This is a genomic window from Nocardioidaceae bacterium, from assembly GCA_018672315.1.
GTDB lineage: Bacteria > Actinomycetota > Actinomycetes > Propionibacteriales > Nocardioidaceae > TYQ2.
On sequence record CP076053.1, the window covers coordinates 2,718,733 to 2,743,940 of the forward strand.

Genomic DNA, 25,208 nt, shown 5'->3' on the forward strand with positions numbered 1-25,208 from the left:
GCAGGCCCGCCCGCGGGGGTGTCGACGACAGGAGCTCGAGAGAGGAGCAGGATGCCGACGCAGGTCATCGCAGGCCGCTACCGCCTGGAGCGTGAGATCGGACGCGGCGGGATGGGCAGCGTCTGGCTCTGCCGCGACGAGAGGCTCGGCCGCGACGTCGCGGTCAAGCAGCTCGGAGGCATGCCGGGCGAGTCGACCACGCAGGTGGCCCGTGCCCTGCGCGAGGCGCGGCACTCCGCGGCCCTGAACCACCCGAACGTGGTCTCGGTCTTCGACGCCGTCGAGGAGGACGACCAGGTCTGGTTGGTCATGGAGTACGTCCGCGGCCGCACCCTGGCGGACCTGATCAGGTCCGGTGAGCGGCTGCCGACCGACCAGCTCGCGCGGATCGGGGCCCAGGTCGCCGACGGGCTGGCGGCAGCCCACGCACGCGGCACCGTGCACCGTGACGTGAAGCCGGGCAACATCCTGCTGCGGGACGACGGCGTCGCCAAGATCGCCGACTTCGGCATCGCCCGCACCCTGGGGCAGGAGCACCTGACGCGCACCGGCCTCGTCACGGGCACCCCGGCGTACTTCTCACCGGAGCTGGCGCGCGGCGAGGACCCCTCGCCCGCCTCCGACGTGTGGGCGCTCGGCGCCTCCCTGTACGCCGCCGCCGAGGGCGAGGCGCCGTACGCCGAGCAGGCGAACGCCATCGCGATGCTCACCACCATCGCCTCGCAGGCACCGCGCCCGCCGCGGCGCGCAGGTGACCTGGCACGCCCGATCGCGAGGATGATGGAGTCTCGCCCCGAGGACCGGTGGACCATGCGGCAGGCCGCGGACGAGCTGCGCCGGGTCCACGAGGGCGACGCGGGTGTCGCGGGTGTCGCGCGGGACGCCGGAGAAGCCACGGTGGCGATGCCGGTAGCGCCTCCCCGGTCGGTGGGACCGGTCATCCCCGACGAGGGCAGCGGCAGACGCCGCCCCGGAGGTCTCGCTGTGGGCGCTCTGGTCGCCCTGCTCGCCCTCGCTGCTCTCGTCGTCGCGGGCGGGTGGCTCATGACCCGGGACGACACCCCGACCGCTGCCGAGGGTCCGGCCGCGACCGCGCCGTCGTCGAGCGCTCCGACCTCAGCCGCGCCGTCGTCGAGCGCACCGACCACGGAGGAACCGTCGTCGAGCGCACCGACCTCGGAGGCGCCGTCGCGAGCTCCGAGCGAGGCGCCCTCGGGCACCCGGGCGGACTTCATCGAGGGCTACTACTCGCTCCTCCCGGACCGCATCGACGCGGCGTGGGCCCAGCTGTCCGCCGGGGAGCAGGCCAGGATCGGGTACGACACCTACCGTGGGTTCTGGTCGACCATCGATGCCGTACGCGTCGACGGCACCCGCCCCTCGGACGGCGGCAGCGTGCTGGTGGACCTGACGTACGCCACGGCGGGAGGGTCGCAGTCCGAGACCCGGCAGATCGAGGTGGGTCGCTCGGGTGAGAGCTACCGCATCACCGGCGACCAGGTGCGCTGAGTCGGTCAGCGCGTCGCCAGCGCGACCCGCACGTCGCTGAACTGCATGACTGACGGCGTCCGGCTGCCGAACCCGGCGAACATGTCCGCCAGCGGCGACGCGAGCAGGAACAGGGACTGCCCCTTCGGCACCTTCACCGCCACCGAGGGCAGCTCGACGCGTACGCGCTTGTCGCTCACGACCCTGTCGATCCGCACCGGCAGCGAGTTGTTCTGCACGATGCGGGCGTCCAGCGGGGTGCGTCCTACGGCGAGCGCCAGGAAGGCGCGGTTGCCGCGTGCCAGTGTCGTCACGTCCGCGGCGAGGCGACTGCGCCCCGCCACGGTGATCGGTCCGCGCGCGATACGGGTCGAGACCGGAGGTCCGGCCACTGTCGGCACCGTGAAGTCGGCGACGTCGAACCGTGCGTCGGGACGCACGGAACGGGTCGTCACGCAGCGGTCGTCGTTGGTGGCGAGGTGGAACCGGTCGAAGCCCCGCAGACCGCGGTCCTTGCCCTGCAGGTTCTCCTCCATGAACCGCAGCGCGAGGTCGCCGAACTCCTCGCTGCCCAGCCGCTGGCTGCACGGGTCCGCCGAGACCTGCACGCCGAGCGGGAACAGCGACGGCAGGGTGTGGCCACCGTTGTACCCGACGAAGATGCTCTTCCTGCGCGCTCTGTCGGTCAGCGCCTTCTGCCAGTTCTGCAGGCCCTGCCGCAGCGGGAAGAGGTTGTCGGTGGCTCCCTGCCCGAACAGCACGGGGATGTCGAGCCGGCGGCCCTGGCTGACCTGCCACTTGGGGCCGTTGCGGAGGAAGAAGCGGTCGAGATCGGCGCCCCCGGGCACCGCGCCCTGCGGCCAGGTGCCGGCGGCGGCCCCCTCGAGGAGGGAGACGTACACGCCGGTAGGGAGCGCGTCGCTCGGCAGGCCGGCGGCGCTGAGCGCGGCCACCCACTCGGTGCGGACCAGCTCGCTCGGCGCGAGGCTCTGCTTGAGGTCCCACCAGGTGATCTCGGGCGCCAGGGCGTCCAGGACCGGGGTGCCCTTGGTGCGGAGGTGCTCGAAGGCCGCCAGGAACTGGTAGCCGCCGCCGTAGGACCCGCCGATCGCGCCCAGTCGCGGGTCGCCCGGTGCGTCCTTGCGCACCCACGGCCGCTGGGCGACGAAGCGGACGAGCCGTCGCACGTCACGACCCTCGTACGCGGGGTTCATCACGTGGGCCTTGCCGCCGCTGTCGCCGAAGCCGCGCTGGTCGAAGGAGAGCACCCCGATGCCGGCGTCGAGGTAGTCCTCGAACTCGGCGGCATCGGTGGTGCGGCTGCCGCCCCACCCGTGGCTGTGCAGCACGACCGGCGCCTTGGCCCGCCGGCTCGCACCCGCGGGCTTGAAGAGCGTGTAGCAGATGCGGACGCGCTGGTCCGATCCCGGCTCGGGGCGGCTCGAGACGCAGCCGTCGCGCGAGGCCGGCGCCGCGACGGCGGGCGAGGCCGTGAGGACCGACGCCGGGGCGACGAGCGCGACGGTGGTGAGCACGGCAGCGAGCCTCGATGACCTCATGGACCGGTATGAGATCACGCGGTGTGCCCCCGCGTCTGCCCTTCGAGACGTATGGGCGGCAGGGGAGGGCCGTTCAGGCGGCGATGAGTGCCGCGAGGTGTGTCTCCGCAGGGCTGCGGCGGGGTGAGGGAGCCGGCGCGGGTGCTCGCCCGGGTGGTCGGTGCACCGGGGTGGGGCTGAACCAGCTGTGACCGGTCGGTCCGCGCACGGTGGTGCCGGTGGCCTCCGGCCGGTGCGACCAGCCGTCGAGCTCCTTGGCGTAGTTGCACCGGGCGCACAGACCTTGCCCGTGGGCGTACGTGGTCTGCCCGCCGTCGCTGACGGCAGTGGCGTGGTCGAGGTGGCGTACGGGGGCGTCGCACCACGGCGTACGGCAGGTCTGGTCGCGCAGCACCAGGAGGCGGCGGAGCGCGCCGCGGAACTCGCGGGCACGGGAGTCGGTGGCGGCGAGCTGTCCGGTGACGGGGTCGGTGAACAGCCGTCGGAGCCAGACGCGGTCGGAGTCCCGGACGATCCGGCGGGCGAGCCAGGCGGGGATGGGTCCGTAGCCGTCGAGGTGCGCCGCGGTCTCGGCGGCGGCTTCGTGGGCCGAGGGCGGTGCGTCGGTGGGGGCGGCCAGCAGCGCCTGCTGGTCCATGACGAGGTGCAGGGCGACGGGGGTGCCGGTCGCGGGGGCGACACCGGTGACGCGTTCGACGAGCAGGTCGGCCATGAGCTGGCTCCGGGTGCGGTCGTCGCCGGCGGCCGTAGCGGCGTCGGCGGCCCGGGTGAGCGCGGTATGGCAGGCGACGCCGTCCTTCACCGGGAGGAAGCCGGTCAGGTGGGTCATGGTGTCCGGTGCCGGTCGCACGGTGACGCAGCGGTCGGCGTGCGCTCCGCGTACCCGGCGCAGGCTCGAGCCGGGGTCCAGCCGGTAGCCGATGGCACGGGCCGCGGCGCCGGCGCGGCGGTCGCCGAGGTCGGGGAGCCGGTCTGCGAGCTCGCCGTCGACGGTGCGACGGTGGGCTGCGGTGAGCACTGCGGTCTCCTTGACCACGACGGTGGCGCGCCACTCGGTGACGTCACCTCGCTGGAGCGCCGCGAGCGGGTGTGGCATCTCCTCGACGAGCGCTCGGGCCAGTCCGAGCAGCCGGGATCCTTTGTGGGGTGACTCGCGGCGGGCGAGGGCGATCTCGGAGGCGAGGCCGCGGCCGCGTTGTGCCTGCGGGACCCCGCCGGCTTCCTCGCGACGGCAGCGCTTGTTGTGCAGTGTCGCGCTCGCCCGTGCCTGCAGGGCGGCGAGTGCGGACTTCGCGCGCTCGGCGGAGCCGATCAGCTCGAGCAGCGCGGACTCGTCGAGGGCCTCGACCTCGTGCGTCGACAGCAGCGAGGGCAGCGAGGGCAGCACCGCGGGCAGGTCGGACACGGGGACCGTGGTCGGCCCCGTCCAGCCGTCCGGCTTTCCCTCGATGCGCATGAGTCGAACATACGTTCGACCACCGACACTTCGTGGGAGGCGCACCGAGATCGTTCCGAGCGGTACCCGATGACATGTGTGGGAGCCGCGTCCGCGCGGGTAGGCGCGGGTCACCACCCACCGACCCGAGGAGTCCCGATGGACCTCAGCGCCCTGCGACCGGTCTTCGAGCACGCCGGCCCCTTCACCACCGTCCATGTCGACGTCAGTCGCGACGTCGAGGACGCCGACCACCGCATCGACATCCGCCGCCGCGACGTCGAGTCCGACCTGCGCGAGGCCGGGGTCGACGACACGTTGGTCGAGGAGATCGGGCGTCGCATCGCCGAGCAGTCCGGGCTGCAGGGATCCGTACGCCGCACGCTCGTCGCCACGGACGGTCAGGTCGTGCTCGACACCGTGCACGCGGGTGTCGAGGACTCGGGCCGCACCGTCGACCACGGTCCGCTGCCCCACCTGCTGCCCTGGGTGACCGTCGAGGACCGTGCGGTCTCCTTCGTGCTGGCGGTCGCCGACCGCACCGGCGCGGAGGTCTCCGCCTACCGCGCAGCGGCCGGCGACCCGGAGTCCTCGACGACCGTCGAGGGAGGGGAGACGTACTACATCTCCAAGGTCGACGGCGTCGGCGGCGAGGCGGAGAACCGCGTCGAGCGACTGGCCGAGGAGAACTGGAAGGCCAACGCCCGCGAGATCGCCGAGGAGGTCGTCAGCCAGAGCAGGTCCCTCGGTGGACGCCCGCTCCTGCTCCTGGCCGGCGAGGTCCAGATGCTCACCGAGCTCGTCGCCGCCGTCGAGCACGTCGACGCGGGCGCGGCGGAGCGCGTACGCCAGCTCGAGTCCGGAAGCCGCGCCGACGGCGCGTCGGAGGAGGCCATGTGGTCCGAGGTGCACGAGGTGCTGCAGCGGGCCGCGGTCGAGCGTGACGGCGGCCTCGGCAACGACCTCGACATGGCACGCGGGCGCGACGAGGGCTCACGCGAGGGTGCTGACGACGTGCTCACCGCACTGACCAAGGCACAGGTCGAGACCGTGCTGGTCGAGCCCGGCCTGCTCGAGGACGCGACGGTGGACCCGTCCGCGTTCACCGGTCTGCCGCTGCCGATGGGCGCGGTCGAGGCCGGCGAGCTCCCGCTCGGTCGTGTGCTGCTGGCCGCCGCGTGCCTCTCGGGCGCCGACATGAGCGTGGTGCCCCGCGGCTTCGCCGGACCCATCGGTGTCGCGGCGCTGCTGCGCTGGGCCGAGAACCCGCCCGTGTCGGAGGCCGGTCGGGACCAGAACCCGGTCTGATCTCACAGCCCACCCCGTAGCAACACCGCCGGCAACACAGCGGGCCCGCACCCCCGAGGGTGCGGGCCCGCTGTCGCGTACGGAGTGCGGCCTACTTGAAGACGTCCTTGACCTTCTCGCCGGCCTGCTTCAGGTCGGACTTGGCCTGGTCGGCGCGGCCCTCGTCCTTCATCTCCTGGTCGTCGGTGGCTTCACCGACGCCCTCCTTGACCTTGCCCTTGGCCTCCTCGGCCTTGTTGCTCGCCTTGTCGTCCAGTCCCATGCGTTCTCCTGTGTCGATCGATGGTCGGTCTGTGGTCGATCTGTGGTCGGTCGTGCCAGGTGAGGCTCAGAGCCCGTCGAGGGTCTTCTGCAGGCTGTCCGCCACGCGCGAGGCGAGCACCTGCAGCCCCGGTGGCATCAGGGGAGTCGCCAGCTTCGCGGCACCCTGCGGCATGAACTCGGCGTGGTAGGTCACGTCGGTGCCGCCGTCCGCGCTCTCGGCGAGGGTGATGGTGTCGCGCAGCTGCAGCGAGTCACCGGCGTCGCCGGCGAGCTGGAAGCGCTGGTACTCGACGAAGTCGACCACCTCGAAGGTGACCTCCTGCTGCTGTCCGAGCAGCTCGGAGACGTTGCGGTACGTGGTGCCCAGACCCCCGTCGCCGGAGATGCGCTCGCACGAGACCGTCGGCGGGTCCCACTCGGTGGCGTTGCTGAAGTCGTGGAGGTACTCCCACACGCGGGTCAGCGGGGTCGTGGTGGTCACGGTGCGTTCGACGTCCGGCACGGCGTCTCCTGAGGGCTGGGGGTGACGCCCGGTCCGGGCGCCCGTGTCCTCGACGCTAGGCAGGCCACCTAGCGCCGCGCAGGTCCGGAGGGGTGGGCGTAGCCGCCGTCGGGCGTACGGACCACGAGACCCTGGTCGGCCAGCGCGTCGAGCCACCCCCGCATGGGCCACCGCCCCCAGCGGTCGGCGTACACGGCGCCGTTGCGCAGCATCGCCTCCAGGTGCTGCACCGGCGGGTCGGACGTCGGGTGCCACTGGTGGTAGCCGCGGGCCGACCCGTCCCACCCGAGGCGCAACCCGGCGGACAGCACCAGCCGGGCGAAGTCGGTGTCCTCGGCGCCGTAGCCGCGGTAGGTCTCGCAGAACCCGCCCGTGGCGCGCCAGGCCGACGCGGAGAGTGCGAAGGACAGCGACCAGAACAGGTCGGGGTCCTCGAGCGGTTCGCGTACGCCGGGGCTCGTCGTGGGCCGCGCCGGGTGCGGTGCGTCGTGGTCGGGCAGGTCGGCGACCGGCACCCGGTCGTGCTGCTGCTCGAGGTAGGTCACGGGTCCCGACCACACGGTGTCGGGGTGCTCGCGGCAGGCGGCGGCGTACGCCTGCACCAGGCCGGGGCCCGCGACGACGTCGACGTCGAGCATGACGAGCACGTCGGCGCCCGTGGCCAGAGCCTGCGCCGCGCCGGCGTTGCGGGCCGCGGCGATCGCCAGCGGTGCCCCGAGGCGCTGGTGGACCACCGTGACCCGCGGGTCGGCGAGGTGCCGCCGCAGCGCCGCGGAGAGCCGGACCAGGTCGTCGTCGACCGCCACGACCACGACGCGGTCGGGGGCGCGGTCGCCGTGCAGCAGTCCCTCGAGGCAGCGCGCGAGATGGCGGTGCCGACCGTGCACGGGCACCACCGCGCCCACCGATCGGCGGCCGGGCGTGCTCACAGCGCCGCCTCGACCAGGCGTACGAACCGCCCGGTCGCCCGTCCGTCGTTCCACCGCGACCAGTCCGAGGCGTCCAGGCCTGCGGCCTGCTGGAGCACGCCCGACCAGTCGGCGCCCGCCGGGTCGTCGACCACCACGGCGGGCAGCCCGAGGTCTGCCAGGGCGCGGGCGGTGGCCCGCTGCTCGTCGTGCGGTCGAGCCGCCGGCACCACCACGCAGGGTCGACGCAGGGCGGCCACCTCGGCGAGCGCGTTCTGACCGGCGTGCGTCACCACCACGTCGGCCGACCGGACGACGGCCCGCGGGTCGGCGTGCCACCGTCCACCGATCTCCGGAGGGCCGAGCACGGTCCACGACCAGTCCGGGGTGAGCTCGCGAGCCCGGTCGACGGTCGGCGGGGGCCAGTCGTCGCCCCCGCGCCCGGCGAGCAGCACCACGCTGCGACGCGGTGACGCGGTGCGTACGCCGCGATCGGCCCCGGGCGCCGCGACGTCGGCGTCGTGACGGCTCACCGCGCCGAGGGCCCGCAGGCGCCTCGCGGTGGAGCTCGGAGCGCGCATCAGCGACGGGGTCGCGGCCTCGGGCCAGAACCCGACGAGGGCCTCGCTCACGTCGTGGCCGAGCACGTGCGCGGCGTCGTCACGCTCGCCGGGGACGACCACCGAGACCACCGGCACCCCGTGAAGCCGGGACAGCAGGGTGACCTCGACGGAGACGTCGACGACCATCAGCCGGGGCGCCGACTCGTGCAGGTACCGCGTGATCATCGCCCCACGCGCCGCGAGTCCCCGGTGATGGCGCGGCACCCAGTGCAGCCTGCCGCTCGCCGTGACGTCGTCGCGCTCGGCCGTGTCGGCCGTGTCGGCCGTCTCGGCCGGCGCGTCGTGGGGGAGATGCAGCCACCGGCCGGGCCACCCGCTCGGCGCCGGCGCCGAGGACAGCCCCGTCACGCTCACGCCGAGGACGTCGACGAGCCCCTGGGCCAGCGTCGTCGCACGGTGCAGGTGTCCGGCGCCCTGGTGGTGCACGTACCAGCCGATCTCCGCCGCCCCACCGGCGCTCACGAGGCGCTCACGCGGCGCGCTCGCGCCCGACGACGTCGAGGTAGAGGCCCTCGTACTCGTCGACCATCCGCTCCGCCGAGCAGCTGCGTACGGCCGCGGACCGCACCAGGTCCCGGGGCAGCATGGCGGCGCGCGCCGTCGCCGCGGCCAGGGCACCGATGTCTCCGGGAGGACAGACCACGCCGCCGTACCGGGTCACGACCTCGCTCAGGGCGCCCCTGTCGTACGCCGCGACCGGGGTCCCGCAGGCCATCGCCTCGGCTGCGACCAGACCGTACGGCTCGTCCCACCGGGGCGTCACGAGCGCGACGGCGGACTCCCCGACGAGGCGTACGAGCTCGGGGTGACGCAGGTGACCGAGGTACTCCGCGTCCGGGCCCAGGAGGGGACGCACGCACGCCTCGACGTACGCCGCGTCGGTGACCGGTCCCGCGAGCCGGATCCGGCGACCGGCGGCGCGCGCGGCGAGGATCGCCTCGTGGGGCGCCTTCTCGGCGGTGAGGCGCCCGGTCCACACGAGGTCCTCGCCGCCCGGTCCCGGTGTCCACCGCGCGGTGTCGACCCCGTTGCGGACGACGGCCGCGTCGACGCAGTGGCGCCAGGCCGTACGACAGGTGCCGCTGACCGCGGAGAACCGTGCCCCCGGCCCGGCCAGTGCGACCGCCGACTCCAGCCACGGCAGCGGCGGCGTGTGCAGCGTGGTCAGCACCGGCACGTCCACGGTGGGAGCCATCGCGACCGGCAGGTGGTGGAGGCTGTTGTCGTGCACGACGTCGAAGTCGCGTTGCGCGCCGCGGGCGAGGTCGAGCATCGCCCCGAGGTAGGTGTGGTGGTCGGCCATCCACTGTGCGGACGGCGCGTTGACGTCCTCGGCGGCGGCCGGGCTCGGGACGAAGCGTGGCGCTGCGACCACGGTGACGTCCAGACCCGGGTCGGCTCCGGCGGGGGCCAGCAGCGTCACCTCGTGGCCACGCGCGGCGAGCAGACGCGCGAGGAGATGGGTGTGCGACTCCAGACCGCCGGTGAACGGTTCACGGACCGGGTTCGTCGAGGCCGCGAGCAGCAACACCCGCAGTCGGTCGGGGCCGCCCGTCGGATGGTCGACGTCGGTGGTCCAGGGAGAGCTCCTCACCACCGCCAGGTTTCCGAGAGCGCCCTCGGTCAGTCACACCCGTGGGGGCGGGCGGGCCGCAGGGGACTGCCTCAGGTGTCGATGCGACGCACGCGGTCGGGCCGGAAGCCGTGGTCGACGCCCCACAGGATGGCGTTGGGCCGGTCGTCGACGCCGATCTTGCGGTAGAGGTTGCGGATGTAGCCCTTGAGGGTGTTCAGCGTGATGTACGTGCGGCTGCAGATGTGGTCGTTGCTGAACCCCTGGCAGATCAGCGCGAGCACCTCGCTCTCGCGCGGGGTCAGCCCGTGCTGCTGCCCCGGCCAGTCGCCCACGTCACCGTCGACGGTGTCGTGCTGGTCGACCTGGGGGCGCACCTGCTCGCCGGCGTGCACACGCTCGAGCCGGTCGACCAGGTCCGCGCCGCTCACCGACTTCTCCACGTAGCCCGCGGCCCCGGCCTCGAAACTGGCCTCGACCAGGTCGGGGTCGTGGTTCCAGGAGTAGACGACGACCTTCGTGGCCGAGCCCGGGGTGACGACGTCGGAGATGTTCAGCTCGGCGCCCTGGGGCTGGCCGAAGGTGTCGTACAACGCGATGTCGACGTCGGAGACGACGCGCATGCGGCTGTCGACCTCGACGACGTCGATGCGGTCACCGAACCGGCCGAGCATGGCGGCGAGACCCTGCACGACGAGCTCGTAGTCGTTGACGATGGCGACGCGGATGGCGGACACGCGCCGCAGCATAGTGACGCCACGAGCAGGGGTGCAGCCCGCGGGGTGGGGTAGTGCGTGCAGATGACGTCGTACGACTTCCGCTTCTCACCCGTCTACCTCGCCGCCGGCCTGCCCTTCGGCATCACCCCGATGACCAGTGGCGTGGTGCTCGACGGGGAGGGGCTGCGGGTGCGCTACGGGCCGTGGAGGCTGCGTACGCCGCTGGCCAACATCACCGGTGCCACCCTGACCGGCGACTTCGCGTTCCTGAAGACCGCCGGCCCGCCCCACCTGTCCTTCAGCGACCGCGGGGTGAGCTTCACTCCCAACGGCGACCGGGCGGTGTGCCTGACCTTCCGCGACCCCGTGGCGGGCATCGACCCGACGCGGGTGATCAAGCACCCGGGGGCGACGCTCGGGATCCGCGACGTCGAGGGCTTCGTACGCCACTGGGAACGGCTCGCACCGTGAACCAGGGCTCGCGTCAGGGCTCGCGTCAGGGCCCGCGTCAGGGCTTGACGTGCCTGACCTGGTCGGGCCGGAAACCGTGGTCGACGCCCCAGAGGATGGCGTTGGCGCGATCGGCGACGCCGATCTTGCGGTAGAGGTTGCGGATGTAGCCCTTCAGCGTGTTCAGGCTCAGGTGCGTACGCCCGCAGATGTCGTCGTTGCTGAAGCCCTGGCAGATCAGGGCCAGCACCTCGGACTCGCGCGGGGTCAGCCCGATGTCCTGACCGGGCCAGGCGCCGACGTCCCCGACGATCTCGGAGCGGTCGGGCTCGGGGCGTACGTGCTCGCCGGCCTGGACGCGCTCGATGAGGGCGACGAGCTCCTGCCCGGAGACCGACTTCGGCACGTAGCCGTGGGCGCCGGTCGTGAAGGAGGTGTCGATCAGGTCAGCCGAGACGTTCCAGGAGTAGACGACCAGCTTGGCCTCGCCCGCCCCGGCCAGCACCGTGCTGGGGTCGAGCTGGGCGCCCTGGGGCTGGCCGAAGGTGTCGTAGAGGACGACGTCGACCTCGGAGATCACCGGCAGGTTGCTGTCGAGCTCGACGACGACGACCCGGTCGGAGAAGGACTCCAGCATGGCGGCGATGCCGCGCACGACGATCTCGTAGTCGTTGACCACGGCGACGCGGATGGGGGACGGCACGGTCAAGAGCATAGTGATGCGGCGGACGGGGGCGTGCAGAACGCCACCCGCCCGCCGAGTCGTCAGCCGAAGTAGTAGCTGCCGCGGGTGCGGACGTTCTCGTCGATGTCACCGATCTGCTCGACGATCACCTTGCGACCGCGCGGGGTGGTGACCAGCTGGATCTTGCGTCGCGACTCGTTGTTGGTCGTGTCGGACTCCACGAGGTTGCCCAGCGGGTTGGCGATGGTGGCGACGTAGTACACGCCGTCCGGCAGGTCGCTGATGCGGAAGGCCTGGCCGGCGCGGTACTGGTGGTAGGTGTCGCCGGAGCCGGAGTCGAGCACCTCGCGCACCGAGAGGGCGGACAGGTCGCCGCAGGCGGTGGAGAGATCGGTGTTGTACGGGTTCCAGTTCGCCCCCGGCACCGTGTAGTCGACCATGTCGGTGTTGGCCAGGCAGAACGAACGCTTGGCGGACTTCACGACCTGCTCACCGTCGGCGTCGAGCAGGACGTACTTGGCGAAGTCGTCGAGGTGCCAGTGGTTGTGGTTGGCCGCGTGCCAGCGCATCTCACCGACCTGCTGGTAGCCGACCTGCTCCTCGCCGTCGAAGAAGTACTGGTACGTCGTCATCCGCTTGCGGTTGTCGGAGTCGCGGAAGCCGTCGATGACCAGAGGGCTCTCGCCGGCGTTCCAGACCGTGGCGCCGAAGCGCAGCACGGTGCCCTCGCGGTTGAGCTGGATCTGCCACGCGGGGAGCGACCGCAGGTCGGGCACGGGCGTGCCGGCGGGCGGCGTCGAGACCGGCCGCACCGGCTCGTCGCCGGGGGCCGACTGGTCGGCGAGCGTCTGGTCGGCCTGCGCCTGCCGGGCGTACCTCATCCAGCTGCTGCGGACGGTGCGACCGCGGCGGGGCTCACGGATCCGCAGCCGGGTCGTGGTCGTCGCGTCCTCGGGGGAGAGACCCATGATCTCGCGCCAGCGCGGGTTCACGCTGATGGTCATGTCATAGCGCCCCGCGTCCGCCTTGAGGCGTCGCAGCGGCGGCTCCATGCGGGTGGACCAGCCGCCCTCGATGCCCATCACCGAGCCGAGGGAGTACGGCCCGCCGCCGCAGCCCTCGGGGTAGTCCGAGGTCGGGGCCGCGTCGGGACGGATGCGCGTGCTGCCCCAGCCGGAGGACAGGCACATCGAGCGCACCGTCTCCAGCACCGGACGGCGCTTGCCGACCTCGGTGACCGTCACGCTGAGGAAGCCCGGCAGGGCGCCGAAGCGCTTCAGGACGCCCGGGGGCAGCTGCGTGGCGCCGTCGTCGGTGCGCAGGTGGGTGATGATCGGGTCCTCGTACGACGCGCGCGCCGACCACAGGGCGACCCCGCTGCCCGGGGCGGTGAGCGAGAAGCCGGTGTCGAGCCAGCGCACGTACCCGCGCTTGTTGGTGCTCGTCGTGACGCGCTCGAGCGAGTCGAGCACCAGCAGCGAGCCGTCCTGGGCGGAGGGCTCGACGGCGGCGAGCGTGGCCTCGTGGACCCGGTGGCCCGGATGGGCGGCCGCCGTCGAGGCGGTGCCGACGGAGACGAGCGAGGCGGCGAGCGCCAGGGAGAGCGAGCCGGCGGCGCGGCGTACGTGACGACGGGTGGAGCGGTGGCGGTGGGACACGAGACCTCGGTTCAGGACAGGGCGCGAGAGGACGAGCCCACGGACGTGATGCTCGTACTCGCAGTATCGAGAGCAGAGGTTTAAGACGTCAACAACCGCCACGTGTCGATTCGGAAACGCCTGTCGGCATCCTCATTGCGCCGGCATCGCGTCGAAGACCAGCTGCACGGTCTCGTACGCGTCGGGCCCAGCGGCCAGTCCTTCGGCGAGGCCCAGCGCCGCGGCCGGGTCGATGAGCTCGACGGTGCCGAAGGCGTGCCAACGCTCGTCGATCTCGACGAGCCGGGCGGCGACGACGTCGCCCTTGCGTACGCCCGCCAGGCTGCGGGAGTCGACCTCGACCGACTCGGTCGGTTCACCGGGGGTGCCGGCGACGGGGCGTACGCGCACCGTGCTCGACCCGGGGACCTCGACGTCGAGGACCTGCCGCGGGGCCGCGACGAGCCGTGCCGCGAGCTCGCTCTCGTCGTCGGGGAGCAGCGCGCCGCGCTCGTGCAGGTAGACCTGGAGACCGGCGCCCTCGAAGAGCACCGCGTCGCGCAGCAGCGGGTCCGCGAGGGCGTCGAGCTGCGCCTCGGGCTCGCGCTGCCCGTCGGTCCACCAGGCCGCCACCGCGTGCAGGAGCACGCCCGCACCGCCGTAGGTCAGGTGCAGGTCGGCCTTCGCGACCAGCCAGGGCAGGCGCTCGGCCAGGGTGAGGGTCTCGCGACCTCGGTGGCAGGCCTTGTACTTGCGGCCCGACCCGCACCAGCAGGGGTCGTTGCGGCCGATGTCGGTGCGGTCCCGGGGGACGAACCGCTGCAGGGTCTCGACCAGCACGTCGTCCTCGCGGGCCCGGCTGCGGCGCAGCAGCGACAGGGCCCGGACGGCGTCGCCGCGGTCGTTCGCGACGCGGGCGAGGTCATAGAGCGCCGGCGACCAGTCGGGGTCGGAATCGAGGGCGGCCTCGTGGAGGCGCTCGGCCTCCTCGGTGTCGGCCAGCGCCTCGGCAGCGCGCGCCCAGAGCCAGTGCAGGGCCGGGCGTGCCTCGACCGGCGCCTGTGGCACCAGAAACTCCGCGAGGGTCCCGAGTCCGAGGGCGGCGGCGCGTACGGCCTCGTGCCCGCCCTCGGGGTCGAGCGTGTTCAGGGTCTGGCTCAGCGTCGCCTCGGCGACGTCCGGATCGCGGAGGTGGGGGAGAATCTGCAGCAGCGTCTCCGCGTCCAGTCCCTCGCCCGGGTCCTCGTCGCCGCCGGCGGGGGAGGAGAGCACCTCCGTGGCGTACGCCTGCAGCTCCTCGCCGCCGCTCGCGAGATCCGACCCCTCGGCGTCGAGGCGCTCGAGGACGACGTCGCCGACCTCGTGCGCCAGGCTCGCCACCATGACGGCGGCCATGGCCTGGTCGTCGTCGAGATCGAAGGCATCGGCCAGGGCGTCGAGCTGCTCCGCGAGCCACTCCTCGACGGGTTGCTCGCTCATGCCGGCCGGTCGGCCATCGCGTGAGCCGCGGAGCTCATCGCGCCCTTCACGAAGACGCGGAAGTAGTGCTCGACCGCCTCGCGCGGCAGGTCCGGCCGACGCAGCCACCAGCGCCCGAAGGAGTCCGCGATGCCGGAGACGGCGTTCGCGAAGGCGTCTAGGGCATCGCGGTCGGCGCCGGGCACGAACTCCGCGGCCAGCTCGCCCATGCGGTCGACCGCACCGAAGCGCAGCTCGCTCATCTTCTCTGCCAGGGGACCGCCCTCGGTCAGCGTCGCGCCGAAGAGCAGCGCCCAGGCGCCCGGATGCTCCACCAGCAGGTCGAAGAGCACGGAGGTGCCGAGCTCGATGAAGGCGACGAGGTCACCGCCCGCCTCCTCGCGGGCAACGGTGAGCTGGTCCATGAACTCCGCGCTGACCTGCTCGACGCAGGCCAGGTAGATGCCGTCCTTGGACCCGTAGTGCTGGTAGATCACCGGCCGGGTGACGCCGGCGGCACGGGCGATGTCCTCGATCGAGACGTTCTCGTAGCCGTGGGAGGTGAACAGGGTGCCGGCGATCTCGAGCAGCTGGGCCGCCCGCTGGTCGTGGGTGAGGCGTACGCGCTTGCGACGCGGCCGCGCGGTGCCGTTGTCGGTGGCGGCGGGGGACTCGGAGCTGGTGCTCACGGCTTCCTTCGGCACGTAGACGGGACGGCGAGCGCGTGGGACGCGGACGGCGGCCGCGGGGTTCGATGCTCCCACAGCCGCCGTCCTCGTTCCTTCTGGAGTGACGTGTCGATCAGGTGTCAGATGCCACGGCGGCGGAGCCACAGGACGCTGCCTGCGGCACCGAGCAGCGCCAGGCCGGCTGCACCGTTGCGGATGTTGCGACCGGTCGCGCCGTCCTCGCCCTCGAGGGTGAAGGAGTACGCGGCCAGACCGACCGAGTCGGACGGAGCGCCCACGACCATCTTCTCGCCGTTGGCGCGCTCGGAGCCGGCCTCGAGCACGGCGTACAGCTCACCGAAGTTCTGAGCCGTGTCCTTGCCCGCCTCGATCAGCTGCGAGGTGCCCTCGTCGGAGAGCCGCTGCGCGCCGTCCACCAGCTGCGGGGCACCCTCGGCGGCCTCACCGAGGCCGTCGGAGAGCCGCACCGAGCCGGTCGCCGCGTCGCCGAGGCCGTCCGCGAGCTCGCCGGCGCCGTCGGCCAGCTGACCAGAGCCGTCGGCGGCGTCGCCGATGCCCTGGGAGAGCTCGCTCGCGCCGTCGGACAGGCGGGCCGAACCGTCGGCCGCGTCACCGATGCCGTCGGAGAGCTGACCGATGCCGTCGGCGAGCTGCGCCGACCCGCCGGCGGCGTCGTCGATGCCGCTGCTGAGGTCGGAGGCGCCGGCCGCGAGCCGCGCGGAGCCCGCGGTCGCGTCACCCGTGCCGGCCGCCAGACGACCGGCGCCCGCGGCGAGGTCGCCCGCACCGGCGTCGAGCTGCGAGATGCCCGCGGTGAGGTCGCCCGCGCCGGTCTCGGCGCTGGCCGCGCCGGCCTGCAGGGCGAGCACGCCCTCGACCGCGGAGGCGAGACCGGTGGAGAGCTGCGTGAGACCGCCGTCGACCTGCTGCGTGCCGGCCTTCAGCTGCTGGGCACCCGCGGTGACGCGGGTGGCGCCGGCCTGGGCCTGACCGATGCCGCCCTGGAGGGCCTGAGCGCCCGGGATGAGCTGGGTGCTGAGGGCGCCGATCGCCGTTCCGAGGCCGGAGGAGACAGCGCCGAGGCCGGCCGATGCCTCGCCGAGCTTGCTCGCGGACTGACGTGCGTTGGTGGCGAGCTGCGTGACAGTGCCTACACAGACTGCGTCACTTGCGCACCCAGGGTTCGTCTTGAGCGAGTCCAGCGTCGTGATGAGCTGAGCCGTGCTCCCAGCGGCCGCATCGAGGCCGGCCTTCACGTCGTCGACACCACCCTTCGCCGTGGGCAGGCCGCCGTTGAGCTGCTGGAGCCCACCGACGAGCTGACCCGCCCCGGTGTTCAGCTGCGCCAGGCCGCCCTCGAGCTGGGCGAGACCGCCGAGCAGGGTGGTCGGCTCGGACGCGGAGCCGAAGCCGGCGAGCAGGGCGTCCACGCCACCCTGCAGCTGCTCGATGCCCGCGGCCGCGGCGCCGAGACCCTCGACGCCGGAGAGCTGACCGAGGCCCGCACGCAGCTGCGTGAGACCGGCCGTGAGCTTCTGCGACCCGGTCAGGGCGGCACCGGAGCCGGCCTTGAGGCGGGTCGCGCCACCGGCGAGCTCGCCGGCGCCGGCGTCGAGCTGACGCAGACCGGAGTCGAGGTCACGGGCACCGTCGGCGAGCTGGCGCGAGCCGGGGAGGGCGCGCGTACGCAGACCCTCGGTGAGCTCGAGCGAGCCGTCGACCAGCAGGCCGGTGCCGGTCACGGCACCACCGAGACCGTCGGCGAGCTCCGAGGCGCCGTCTGCGACCTGCGCGGCACCCGGGGCGGCGCGGCCCTGCAGGCCCTCACGCAGCTCCTCGGCACCCTCGGCCAGCTGGATCGACCCCGGGGCGGCACTGCCGGTCAGACCCTCGGAGAGCTCGGCCGCGCCGTCGCGCAGCTGCACCAGACCCGCGAGCAGGTCGGCGGCACCGTCGCGCAGCTTGAGCAGGTTCGAGTCGATGGTCGAGGCGCCCTCGGCGAGCTCGGCACCGGTCTCGGCGCCACCCTCGTAGGAGGTCGCCGCGGACTTGAAGGTCGGCACCGACAGCGGGTCGACCGGCAGGGCGGTCAGCTCGGCCTTCGGCAGCTCGCCGTCGGTCAGCGTCGCGGTGTAGCCGACGGTCGCGGTGTCGGACCCGATGGGGGGCAGCAGGGTCATGGTGAAGGAGACCCGCGTGCCGCCACGGCCGTCGCCGGCGAGGTTCGCGGCCTCGGAGCGCACGTCGGTGAAGCTCGACGGCAGCGTGGTGGTCAGCGAGCCGACCATCGGCACGGGCACGTCGACGGTCTTGGTGATGGTGCCGCCCTCGCCGTCGGCGAAGGTGAGCTCCTGCGGCTTCGCGGTGACGTTCTTGACCGTGTAGGTCACCGACAGCTCACCGGTGGCGCCGACGAGGTCGCCGGGGGAGACCTCCTGGCCGTCGAGGATGTAGGTCACCGAGATGTCCAGGGGCAGGTCGCCCTCGTAGTCGGAGACGGTGCGGAGGTTCTCCTTGCCCTCGACGTCGGCGCGGACGACCTGCTGGCCGTCCTCGACCGAGACGCCGCCGAAGCCGTCGAGGTTGCGCAGGCCCTCGGTGACGACCGGGTTGAGCAGCGCGACCTGGCCGTTGCCGGTCAACGAGAGCTGCTCGTAGAGGCTCTTGGACTGGACCGCGCCGGTGGCGTCGGCGACGACCTGCACGGTCTCGGTGTTGACCACGTCGACGGTGCCGGTGTTCTCACCGTCGGCGGCGAACGCCGCGCCGGCGAAGGGTGCGCTGACGCTCAGCGCGAGCAGGGGTGCCACGGCGGTGGTGGCCAGACGCGTACGACGGGCGTGGCGCGACCGGTCCGCGCGGTGACGCGGGGTGGCGGTGAGAGAGGTGCTCATCGGGTCTTCTCCAGGGAGGTCGTGCCGGTGGTGCCGGTCGCGGTGGGGGAGTCGGTGGACTGCGCGGGCACGTGGCCCTGCGGGCCGTCCGCGGTCGGGGCGAGCGAGCGGGTCGGCTCGGTCAGCACCGCGACGAGGTAGCCGATCGCGAAGGCGGGCAGCAGCGCGAAGAGGGTGCTGAAGGAGGTGGTGAGCACCTGCGGCGGGTTCGCGACGTACGCGGCCTCGTACACGGCCGAGAAGGTGCCGGCGCCCAGCAGCGTCGACCACAGCGGCATGCGGCCGCGCGTCGCGACGGCGGCCAGCGTCACCAGGACCACGATCAGCCCGAAGGCGACCGCCCGGCCGGCGGTGATGTCGGGCAGCACAGCAGCCCGCACGACGTAGCCGATCAGGCCGAGCACCGTGCCGACGATGAAGCCGACGGCGCGCAGGCCGGGGTTGCCGGCCGGGATGAGGGCGACGGCGCCGCCGACGGCGACGCCGGCGAGAGCCAGTGGCAGGAGGTCGAGCTCGAGGACGCTGCTCAGGGCGACCGTCAGGGCGACGGCGACCGCGAGCGCGCCGCCGGCGAGGGCGTGGCTGCGCATGGGTGGGTTCCTTCGGTGGGTGCAAGGGGCCCTGGGGAACGCGGGCCGAGGTGGCCGACTGGCGAGTGCCTGATTTGTCGGATACGAGCGGGTTACTGAGAGTAAGTTACGGCCAGAAACCTGTGACCTGCAAGTAAACGTCAGCGTGTCGGGCGTCACACCTCAGAAGTAGTGCCGAACGGCCCTGTGATCCACCGGGCCGAAAGTCCCGGGCCGCGCCGCGGGGTGCGCGTGTGAACGGAGTGAGAAATCCGTGTGACGACGACGCGCGCGGTGCGATCCACCATGGCGGCGACCGATTCGTCCGCTTAGGGTCACCTCGGCGTCGGTCCACCTGGTCGGCGTCGCGACACATGCCGTCCGAGACTGATCTCTAGGAGCCCCTGTGCCCTCTCGCACCACGACGCGCGCACCGCGTCGCCACCGGTCCGGCCTCGCCGCCGCCGCCGTCACCGCCCTGACCGCCGGAGTGCTCGCGGTGCCCGCCGCCGGCACCGCCGCGCCCGCCCCGACGTCGCCCGTGCCGACAGCCGGCACCACGACCGCGGCGGCCGCAGCGACGGCACTCGAGCGCCGCGCGAAGAAGGACAAGTCGAAGGGCAAGAAGAAGGGCGAGAACAAGCGCCAGGGCCAGGCGCTGCGCCTGACGATCCTGCACAACAACGACGGTGAGTCCCAGCTGCTCGGTGCCCCCGGCGCCGAGGACTTCGGCGGCATCGCGCGGTTCAAGACGCTCTCCGCGCAGCTGAAGAAGGAGGCGCGTACGGGCCGCAGCGCCCGACAGGGCGGCCTGAAGCGTGCAGCCGTGATGCTCTCCTCCGGCGACAACTTCCTCGCCGGTCCGGAGTTCACCGCGAGCCTGGAGAAGGGCGTCCCGTTCTACGACTCGATCGGTCTCGACGCGGTCGGCTACGACGCGATGGCGATCGGCAACCACGAGTTCGACTTCGGTCCCGACGTGCTGGCCGACTTCATCACCGGATTCGGTGCCGACGCCGAGGACCGTCCGCCGTTCGTCTCGGCGAACCTCGACGTGAGCGAGGAGGCCAGTCTGGCCGCGCTCAAGGCCGACGGCACCATCGTCAGGCGCACCGTGGTCAAGAAGCGCGGCGAGCGCATCGGCATCGTCGGCGCCACCACCCCGGCGCTGCGTTCGGTCTCCAGCCCTCGTGACGTCGTGGTGCGTCAGGCCGTCGCCGCGATCGTGCAGAACCAGGTGGACGCGCTGAGCGCCAAGGGCGTCAACAAGGTGATCCTCATCAGCCACCTGCAGAGCATCCTCGAGGACCAGGACCTGGTCTCGCGGCTCCAGGGCGTCGACATCGCCATCGCCGGCGGTGGCGACGAGCTGCTGGCGAACGAGGGCGACCTGCTCGTCCCCGGTGACGAGATCTCGGTCGGTCTCGACGGCGAGCCGCTGTCCTACCCGCAGTACGCCACCGACGCGACCGACACCGAGGTGCCGATCGTGACCACGGCCGGTGACTACAAGTACGTCGGGCGGCTGATCGTGAAGTTCAACCGCAAGGGCGAGCTCGTGAAGGTCGGCGAGCGCAGCGGCCCCGTGCGCGTCTCCGGCGTCGCGCCGGACGCTGTCGCCCCGAACCCCTTCGTGCAGCGCGCGGTCGTCGAGCCGGTCCAGGCGTACGTCGACCAGCTGGCCGAGACGGTGCTCGCGGACGCCGAGGAGCCGCTGGACGGCACCCGCAACGCAGTCCGCAGCATGGAGACGAACCTGGGGAACCTGCTAGCCGACGCCCTGCTCTACGCGGGCCGGCAGAACGCCGCGGAGTTCGGCGTCGTCGAGCCCGACGTCGCCCTGCAGAACGCAGGCGGCATCCGCAACGGCGCCGTGCTCGAGCCCGGTGACTTCACCGCGCTCGACGCGTTCGACGTCGCGCCGTTCACCAACTTCGTCTCCGTGGTGCCGGGCGTCAGCCGTTCGCAGTTCAAGGAGATCCTGGAGAACGCTGTCTCGGCCCCCGCGGGTGAGACGGGCATCAGCCCCGACGGGCAGTTCGCGCAGGTGGCCGGCTTCTCGTTCGTCTACGACCTCTCCGGCCAGGCTCAGGAGGTCAACGACGCGGGCGACGTGCTCACGCCGGGCACCCGGGTGCAGACCGTCACGCTGGACGACGGGACCGTGCTCGTCGAGAACGGCCAGGTCGTCGAGGGCGCCCCGATCGCGGTCGCGACGAACGACTTCTCCGCGCGCGGTGGCGACCAGTACCCCTTCCGTGGACTGGACTTCACCACGGTCGGCGTCACCTACCAGCAGGCGCTCGCCGACTACGTCGCCGAGGGTCTGGGCGGCGTCGTCACGGCCGAGGACTACCCGGCCGGCGGGGAGGGCCGCATCACCGCCCAGTGAGTCACCTGAGTCGAAGCTGACCCGTACGGGGCCGTCCGCTGCTGCGGGCGGCCCCGTACGCGTCCCGCCTTGGCCAGCCAGGCCCCTCAGGCCCACCCGTGCCACCCGTGCGGGCCTGACCTGCGGCGCCGGGGCTCTCTAGCGTCGGGAACGATGCCTGATCACGACACCTACCCGAGCCCGCTGACCCCGCCCGCGATCGACCTGCTCCGCCTGGCCCGTGACGACGATGACCTCCCGGTGCCCGCCCTGGCCGTCTGGGCGCGGTCGTGCCGCGGTGGCGAGGACCCGGTCGGCACGGCCCTGTCGTCGCTGGACCAGGTCGCGGGGGACGTCGACACCGGGCTCCGCGGCCCGGCCTCCCGGTTGCGGCGCTGGAGCGTGCTGGCGGCCATCGGGGCGGGCGACCTGACCGTCGCCCGTGCCGTGGAGCCCCACCTCGACGCCCGGGCCATCCTGGCCGAGGCCGAGATGTCGGCAGGCCCGCCGGAGCGCCGCTGGGGCGTGTACGCCGCGGGAGGCCCCGGTCGCCTGGAGGTGGTCGACGGCCCGGACGGGTCGGTGCTGACGGGCACGAAGAGCTGGGCGTCGCTGGCCGGGCGCCTGCAGGCCGCCCTGGTCACCGCTCGCGACGACGACGGCGCCGACCGGTTGCTCGCGATCGAGCTGGACGCACCCGGCGTACACCCCGAGGACGCGGTCTGGGTGCCGCGCGGCCTCGAGCTCATCGACACCCCCGACCTGTCCCTCGAGGACGTGGCGGCGACGCCGGTCGGCGGCGCGGACTGGTACGTCCGGCGGCCCGGCTTCGCCGCCGGCGGCGTCGGTGTCGCCGCGGTCTGGTTCGGGGCGGCCGTCGCCATCGCCGACGCGCTCGTCCGCGCGGCCGCGCTGCGTACGCCCGACCAGGTCGCCCACCTCCACATCGGCGCCTGTCGGGTGGCGATCGGCAACGCCCGCAGCCAGCTGATCTGGGCGGCCGAGGCGCTGGAGCGCGCGCTGGACCAGGACGGCGACGAGGCCGCCGCGGTGGCGTACGAGGTGCGCTCCTCGGTCGCTGCCGCGTGCGAGGAGGTGATGACCCGCGTCGGGCACGGCCTGGGTCCCGGGCCGCTGGTGCGCGACCCCGAGCACGCGCGGCGCGTCGCCGACCTGACCGTCTTCCTGCGCCAGCACCACGCGGAGCGCGACCTGGCCGCGCTCGGCGCGCTGCACCTGGCGGGGGCGCACGGGTGAGGGCGGTCGGCTCCTTCACCCACGACCGTCCGGGCTCGGGGTGCTTCGCCTGGCGTACGCAGGACGCGTGGCGTGAGCTCGACGAGCTCGAGACGAGCGGCTGGCACCGCGCCGTGGTCGTCGCGGCGCACCCCGACGACGAGACGCTGGGCGCCGGTGGCCTGGTCGCCCGCCTCGTCGGCGCCGGCACCCCGGTCGACGGCGTCGTCCTCACTCGCGGTGAGGGGTCGCATCCGCACTCGCCGACGGTGACGAGCGAGGACCTGGCGGCGCGGCGTACGACCGAGAGCCGCGCTGCGTGGGACGCCCTGGGCGCCGACGCCGCCCGACTGCGGGTGCTCGAGCTCCCCGACGGCGGACTCGAGGACCGGGTCGACGAGATCACGGCGAGGATCGTCGAGACCGTGACGGCCGGCGCCTGCGCGGACCCGGGCGACGCTGCGCTGCTCGGCCGGTGTGTGGTCGTCGCCCCGTTCGCCGCGGATGGGCACCCCGACCACGAGGCGGCGGCCCTGGCCGCGGCGCGGGCGGCACGGCGTACGGGGGCGGACCTGCTGGAGTTCCCGATCTGGTGGTGGCAGTGGGCCGACCCCCAGGCCGGGTTCCCGACCGGCTTCGTGCGGATGACGCTGAGCGAGCAGGAGCTCGCCCGCAAGTCCCGCGCGGTGCACTGCCACCGCACCCAGGTCGAGGCGCTGTCCTCCGCTCCGGGGGACGAGGTGATGCTCGGGCGCCACGTGCTCGAGCACGCGCTGGCCGACGAGGAGGCCTTCCGGCTCACCGCCGCCGGCGATGCCGCGCCCGACTCCGCTCTGGACGACCTGCACCGTCTGCACGAGGAGCCGTGGGGGGTGGACACGAGCTGGTACGAGATCCGCAAGCGCGGTCTGCTGCTCTCGATGCTGCCGCGCCGTCGGTACCGCCACGGCGTGGAGGTCGGCTGCTCCACCGGGGCGCTGTCGGCGGCCCTGGCGCACCGGTGCGACGCCCTCAGCGTCATCGACGCCTCGCCGCACGCCCTCGCGGCGGCCGAGCGACGTCTGCTCGGGTCCGGCGCGACCGCCTCGGTCGAGGCGCTGCTCGGATCCGCGCCGGCGACCTGGCCGACCGACCCGGTGGACCTGGTCGTGATCTCCGAGGTCGGCTACTTCCTCAGCCCGCAGCAGCTGCGCTCGCTCGTCGAGCGGCTCGTCGTCGAGCGGCTCGTCGCCGAGCGGGAGCGTCAGCGGGACGCCGGGGGTCTCACGATCCTGCTCGCCCACTGGCGCCACCCGATCGACGGCTGGCCGATGGACGCCGCCGACGTGCACGCCGCCTTCACCGGGCACCCGCAGCTGCCGCCGACGGTCGCGGAGTACCGGGACACCGACGTCGAGGTGCTCGTGCTCGCCGACTCGGGCTGGTGGGACTCCTGAGTCCCTCCGGTCGCATACCGGCCGTCGACACCGTCCGCGTCGACACCGTGTGGGTCGTCGTGCCCTGCAACGACGAGGCCGAGCTGGTGGGCGGCTGCCTGGCGTCGGTCTGCGCGGCCCGCGCCCGGTTGCTGGCAGTGCGACCGCAGCTCGACGTACGCCTCGTGCTGGTGCTCGACGCCTGCACCGACGACTCGGCCGCCGTCGCAGCGACCGCCCCCGACGTCGCGACGGTGCGGGTGACGCACCGCAGCGTCGGGCGCGCACGGGCCGCCGGGGTCGAGTGGCTGCGCCGGGCCGGCGGTGAGGAACCGGGACGGACGTGGGTCGCGTGCACCGACGCCGACAGCGCGGTGCCGGCGGACTGGCTCACCACCCATGTCGCGCTCGCCGACGCGGGTGCGGACCTGCTGCTCGGCACCGTCGAGCCCGACGCCGCCGGCCTCGACCGGGCCGGCCTCGCGGAGTGGCACCGGCGGCACCCGGTGGGCGGTCCTCACGAGCGGGTGCACGGGGCGAACCTCGGCGTCCGGCTGGGTGCGTACGACCGCGTCGGCGGGTTCGCACCCCTGACCCACGACGAGGACGTCGCCCTGGTGACGCGCCTGCGCGCGCTGCGAGACGTGGTCGTCGCGACCACGCACCGTGCCCCTGTCCGCACCTCCTCACGGCGCAGCGGTCGGGCGCCGGCGGGTTTCGCCGGCTACGTCGCAGAGCTCGAGGGGGGCCTCGCGGCGAGCCCGTGAGCGTGCCCGGCTGAGCCGAGGTGCGCAGCGGCACGCGCTCCGTCGAGCATCCCGGCCACCGTGGTGATCGCCTGCTCCACCGCCCCGGCGACGTCGACGTCGACGTCGGGGGAGAGCATCACGTCGTCGAGAGCCAGTCCGAGCCCGGCGAAGCCGCCGGTGGCGATGCCCACCAGCGGGTGCTCCCGCGGGAGGTCGAGGTCGGCGGCCACGTGGGGGAGGGCGACACGGTGCAGTTCGTCCAGGCGTGCCTCGCGCACGGCCGCACGGACCCGCGGGTGGCTGGACTCGATGCGTACGCGGAGCCTGCGTCGCTCGGCGTGCTCGCCGACGCTGGCGACCCAGTGGGACGCGCTGGCCCGCAACGCGGCGACGAACCCGGCGTCCCGGTGAGCCTCGAGACCCGCGGCGAGGTCGCGCAGGTCGTCGTTGGCGCCGTGGGCGACGACGTCCTCCTTGCTGGCGAAGTGGGAGAAGAACGTGCGCCGCGAGATGCCGCTCTCGGTCGTGAGCCGCTCCGCGGTGACCGCGTCGAAGCCCTCGTCGGCGAAGAGGCGCAGCGCGCGCGCCGCGACATGCGCGCGAAGCTCGACGCGGCGGCGCTCGCGGAGCGAGGGTTCCGGGGCGGAGCTGGTCACGTCACCACGGTAGAGGCGCG

General features: G+C 73.4%; 22 protein-coding genes. 7 read left to right on the forward strand and 15 right to left on the reverse strand.

The features are described from left to right. Nucleotides 1–51 precede the first annotated feature (51 nt). Nucleotides 52–1,509, forward strand: a complete 1,458-nt coding sequence (locus KLP28_13145; GenBank protein ID QWC84505.1) for a protein kinase — start codon at nt 52–54, stop codon at nt 1,507–1,509. A 5-nt stretch (nt 1,510–1,514) separates the two neighbouring features. On the opposite strand, the gene KLP28_13150 is transcribed toward KLP28_13145, so the two are convergent. Together KLP28_13150 and KLP28_13155 are read right to left on the reverse strand one after the other, a co-directional pair. Next, complete coding sequence (locus tag KLP28_13150; GenBank protein QWC84506.1) at nt 1,515–3,047, reverse strand: CocE/NonD family hydrolase; 1,533 nt, start codon at nt 3,045–3,047, stop codon at nt 1,515–1,517. 73 nt (nt 3,048–3,120) lie between these two features. Continuing rightward, nucleotides 3,121–4,503 carry a DUF222 domain-containing protein gene (locus KLP28_13155; GenBank protein ID QWC84507.1) on the reverse strand — a complete coding sequence of 461 codons (1,383 nt, stop codon included), beginning with the start codon at nt 4,501–4,503 and terminating at the stop codon, nt 3,121–3,123. A 138-nt stretch (nt 4,504–4,641) separates the two neighbouring features. Between KLP28_13155 and KLP28_13160 the strand changes: the two genes are divergently transcribed. Continuing rightward, nucleotides 4,642–5,790 (forward strand): hypothetical protein, encoded by a 1,149-nt coding sequence (locus tag KLP28_13160; protein QWC84508.1) that lies wholly within the window; start codon nt 4,642–4,644, stop codon nt 5,788–5,790. 91 nt (nt 5,791–5,881) lie between these two features. On the opposite strand, the gene KLP28_13165 is transcribed toward KLP28_13160, so the two are convergent. The 6 genes from KLP28_13165 to KLP28_13190 form a co-directional block, all read right to left on the reverse strand. Further along, nucleotides 5,882–6,052 (reverse strand): CsbD family protein, encoded by a 171-nt coding sequence (locus KLP28_13165; protein ID QWC84509.1) that lies wholly within the window; start codon nt 6,050–6,052, stop codon nt 5,882–5,884. 66 nt (nt 6,053–6,118) lie between these two features. Continuing rightward, entirely contained in the window at nt 6,119–6,556 is a 438-nt protein-coding gene (locus KLP28_13170; GenBank protein ID QWC84510.1) for an SRPBCC family protein, read from the reverse strand. 68 nt (nt 6,557–6,624) lie between these two features. Continuing rightward, complete coding sequence (locus KLP28_13175; protein QWC84511.1) at nt 6,625–7,485, reverse strand: glycosyltransferase; 861 nt, start codon at nt 7,483–7,485, stop codon at nt 6,625–6,627. Beyond that, a complete protein-coding gene (locus KLP28_13180) occupies nt 7,482–8,549 on the reverse strand; it encodes a hypothetical protein (protein QWC84512.1) in 1,068 nt (355 codons plus the stop codon). The genes KLP28_13175 and KLP28_13180 overlap by 4 nt, the downstream gene beginning before the upstream one ends. Nucleotides 8,550–8,556: 7 nt before the next feature. Then, nucleotides 8,557–9,624, reverse strand: coding sequence for a glycosyltransferase (locus KLP28_13185; GenBank protein ID QWC86980.1), 1,068 nt, complete (start codon nt 9,622–9,624; stop codon nt 8,557–8,559). Between the two features lie 128 nt (nt 9,625–9,752). Continuing rightward, entirely contained in the window at nt 9,753–10,409 is a 657-nt protein-coding gene (locus KLP28_13190; GenBank protein QWC84513.1) for a response regulator transcription factor, read from the reverse strand. A gap of 51 nt (nt 10,410–10,460) precedes the next feature. On the opposite strand from KLP28_13190, the gene KLP28_13195 reads away from it, so the two are divergent. Further along, entirely contained in the window at nt 10,461–10,850 is a 390-nt protein-coding gene (locus KLP28_13195) for a hypothetical protein (GenBank protein QWC84514.1), read from the forward strand. 37 nt (nt 10,851–10,887) lie between these two features. On the opposite strand, the gene KLP28_13200 is transcribed toward KLP28_13195, so the two are convergent. From KLP28_13200 to KLP28_13225, 6 genes are all read right to left on the reverse strand, one after another. Next, a complete protein-coding gene (locus tag KLP28_13200) occupies nt 10,888–11,544 on the reverse strand; it encodes a response regulator transcription factor (GenBank protein QWC84515.1) in 657 nt (218 codons plus the stop codon). A gap of 50 nt (nt 11,545–11,594) precedes the next feature. Beyond that, on the reverse strand, nt 11,595–13,172 hold the full coding sequence (locus KLP28_13205) for a hypothetical protein (GenBank protein QWC84516.1): 1,578 nt from the start codon (nt 13,170–13,172) through the stop codon (nt 11,595–11,597). Nucleotides 13,173–13,304: 132 nt separating this feature from the next. Continuing rightward, nucleotides 13,305–14,630, reverse strand: a complete 1,326-nt coding sequence (locus tag KLP28_13210) for an SEC-C domain-containing protein (GenBank protein QWC84517.1) — start codon at nt 14,628–14,630, stop codon at nt 13,305–13,307. Next, the gene (locus tag KLP28_13215) at nt 14,627–15,298 is read right to left on the reverse strand and encodes a TetR/AcrR family transcriptional regulator (GenBank protein QWC84518.1); all 672 of its coding nucleotides are present in this window, start codon (nt 15,296–15,298) and stop codon (nt 14,627–14,629) included. The genes KLP28_13210 and KLP28_13215 overlap by 4 nt, the downstream gene beginning before the upstream one ends. Before the next feature lie 119 nt (nt 15,299–15,417). Beyond that, the gene (locus KLP28_13220; protein QWC84519.1) at nt 15,418–18,192 is read right to left on the reverse strand and encodes a hypothetical protein; all 2,775 of its coding nucleotides are present in this window, start codon (nt 18,190–18,192) and stop codon (nt 15,418–15,420) included. After that, complete coding sequence (locus tag KLP28_13225; GenBank protein ID QWC84520.1) at nt 18,189–18,782, reverse strand: hypothetical protein; 594 nt, start codon at nt 18,780–18,782, stop codon at nt 18,189–18,191. Before KLP28_13225 ends, KLP28_13220 begins: the two co-directional genes overlap by 4 nt. 385 nt (nt 18,783–19,167) lie before the next feature. On the opposite strand from KLP28_13225, the gene KLP28_13230 reads away from it, so the two are divergent. The 4 genes from KLP28_13230 (at nt 19,168) to KLP28_13245 (ending at nt 24,550) form a co-directional block, all read left to right on the forward strand. Next, complete coding sequence (locus KLP28_13230) at nt 19,168–21,153, forward strand: 5'-nucleotidase C-terminal domain-containing protein (GenBank protein ID QWC84521.1); 1,986 nt, start codon at nt 19,168–19,170, stop codon at nt 21,151–21,153. 153 nt (nt 21,154–21,306) lie between these two features. After that, nucleotides 21,307–22,389 (forward strand): acyl-CoA dehydrogenase, encoded by a 1,083-nt coding sequence (locus tag KLP28_13235; protein QWC84522.1) that lies wholly within the window; start codon nt 21,307–21,309, stop codon nt 22,387–22,389. Next, nucleotides 22,386–23,804, forward strand: a complete 1,419-nt coding sequence (locus tag KLP28_13240) for a PIG-L family deacetylase (protein ID QWC84523.1) — start codon at nt 22,386–22,388, stop codon at nt 23,802–23,804. The genes KLP28_13235 and KLP28_13240 overlap by 4 nt, the downstream gene beginning before the upstream one ends. After that, a complete protein-coding gene (locus KLP28_13245; GenBank protein QWC84524.1) occupies nt 23,792–24,550 on the forward strand; it encodes a glycosyltransferase family 2 protein in 759 nt (252 codons plus the stop codon). The genes KLP28_13240 and KLP28_13245 overlap by 13 nt, the downstream gene beginning before the upstream one ends. Here the strand turns inward: KLP28_13245 and KLP28_13250 are convergent. Then, on the reverse strand, nt 24,508–25,188 hold the full coding sequence (locus KLP28_13250; protein QWC84525.1) for a TetR/AcrR family transcriptional regulator; helix-turn-helix transcriptional regulator: 681 nt from the start codon (nt 25,186–25,188) through the stop codon (nt 24,508–24,510). The genes KLP28_13245 and KLP28_13250 overlap by 43 nt on opposite strands. Nucleotides 25,189–25,208: the final 20 nt, after the last annotated feature.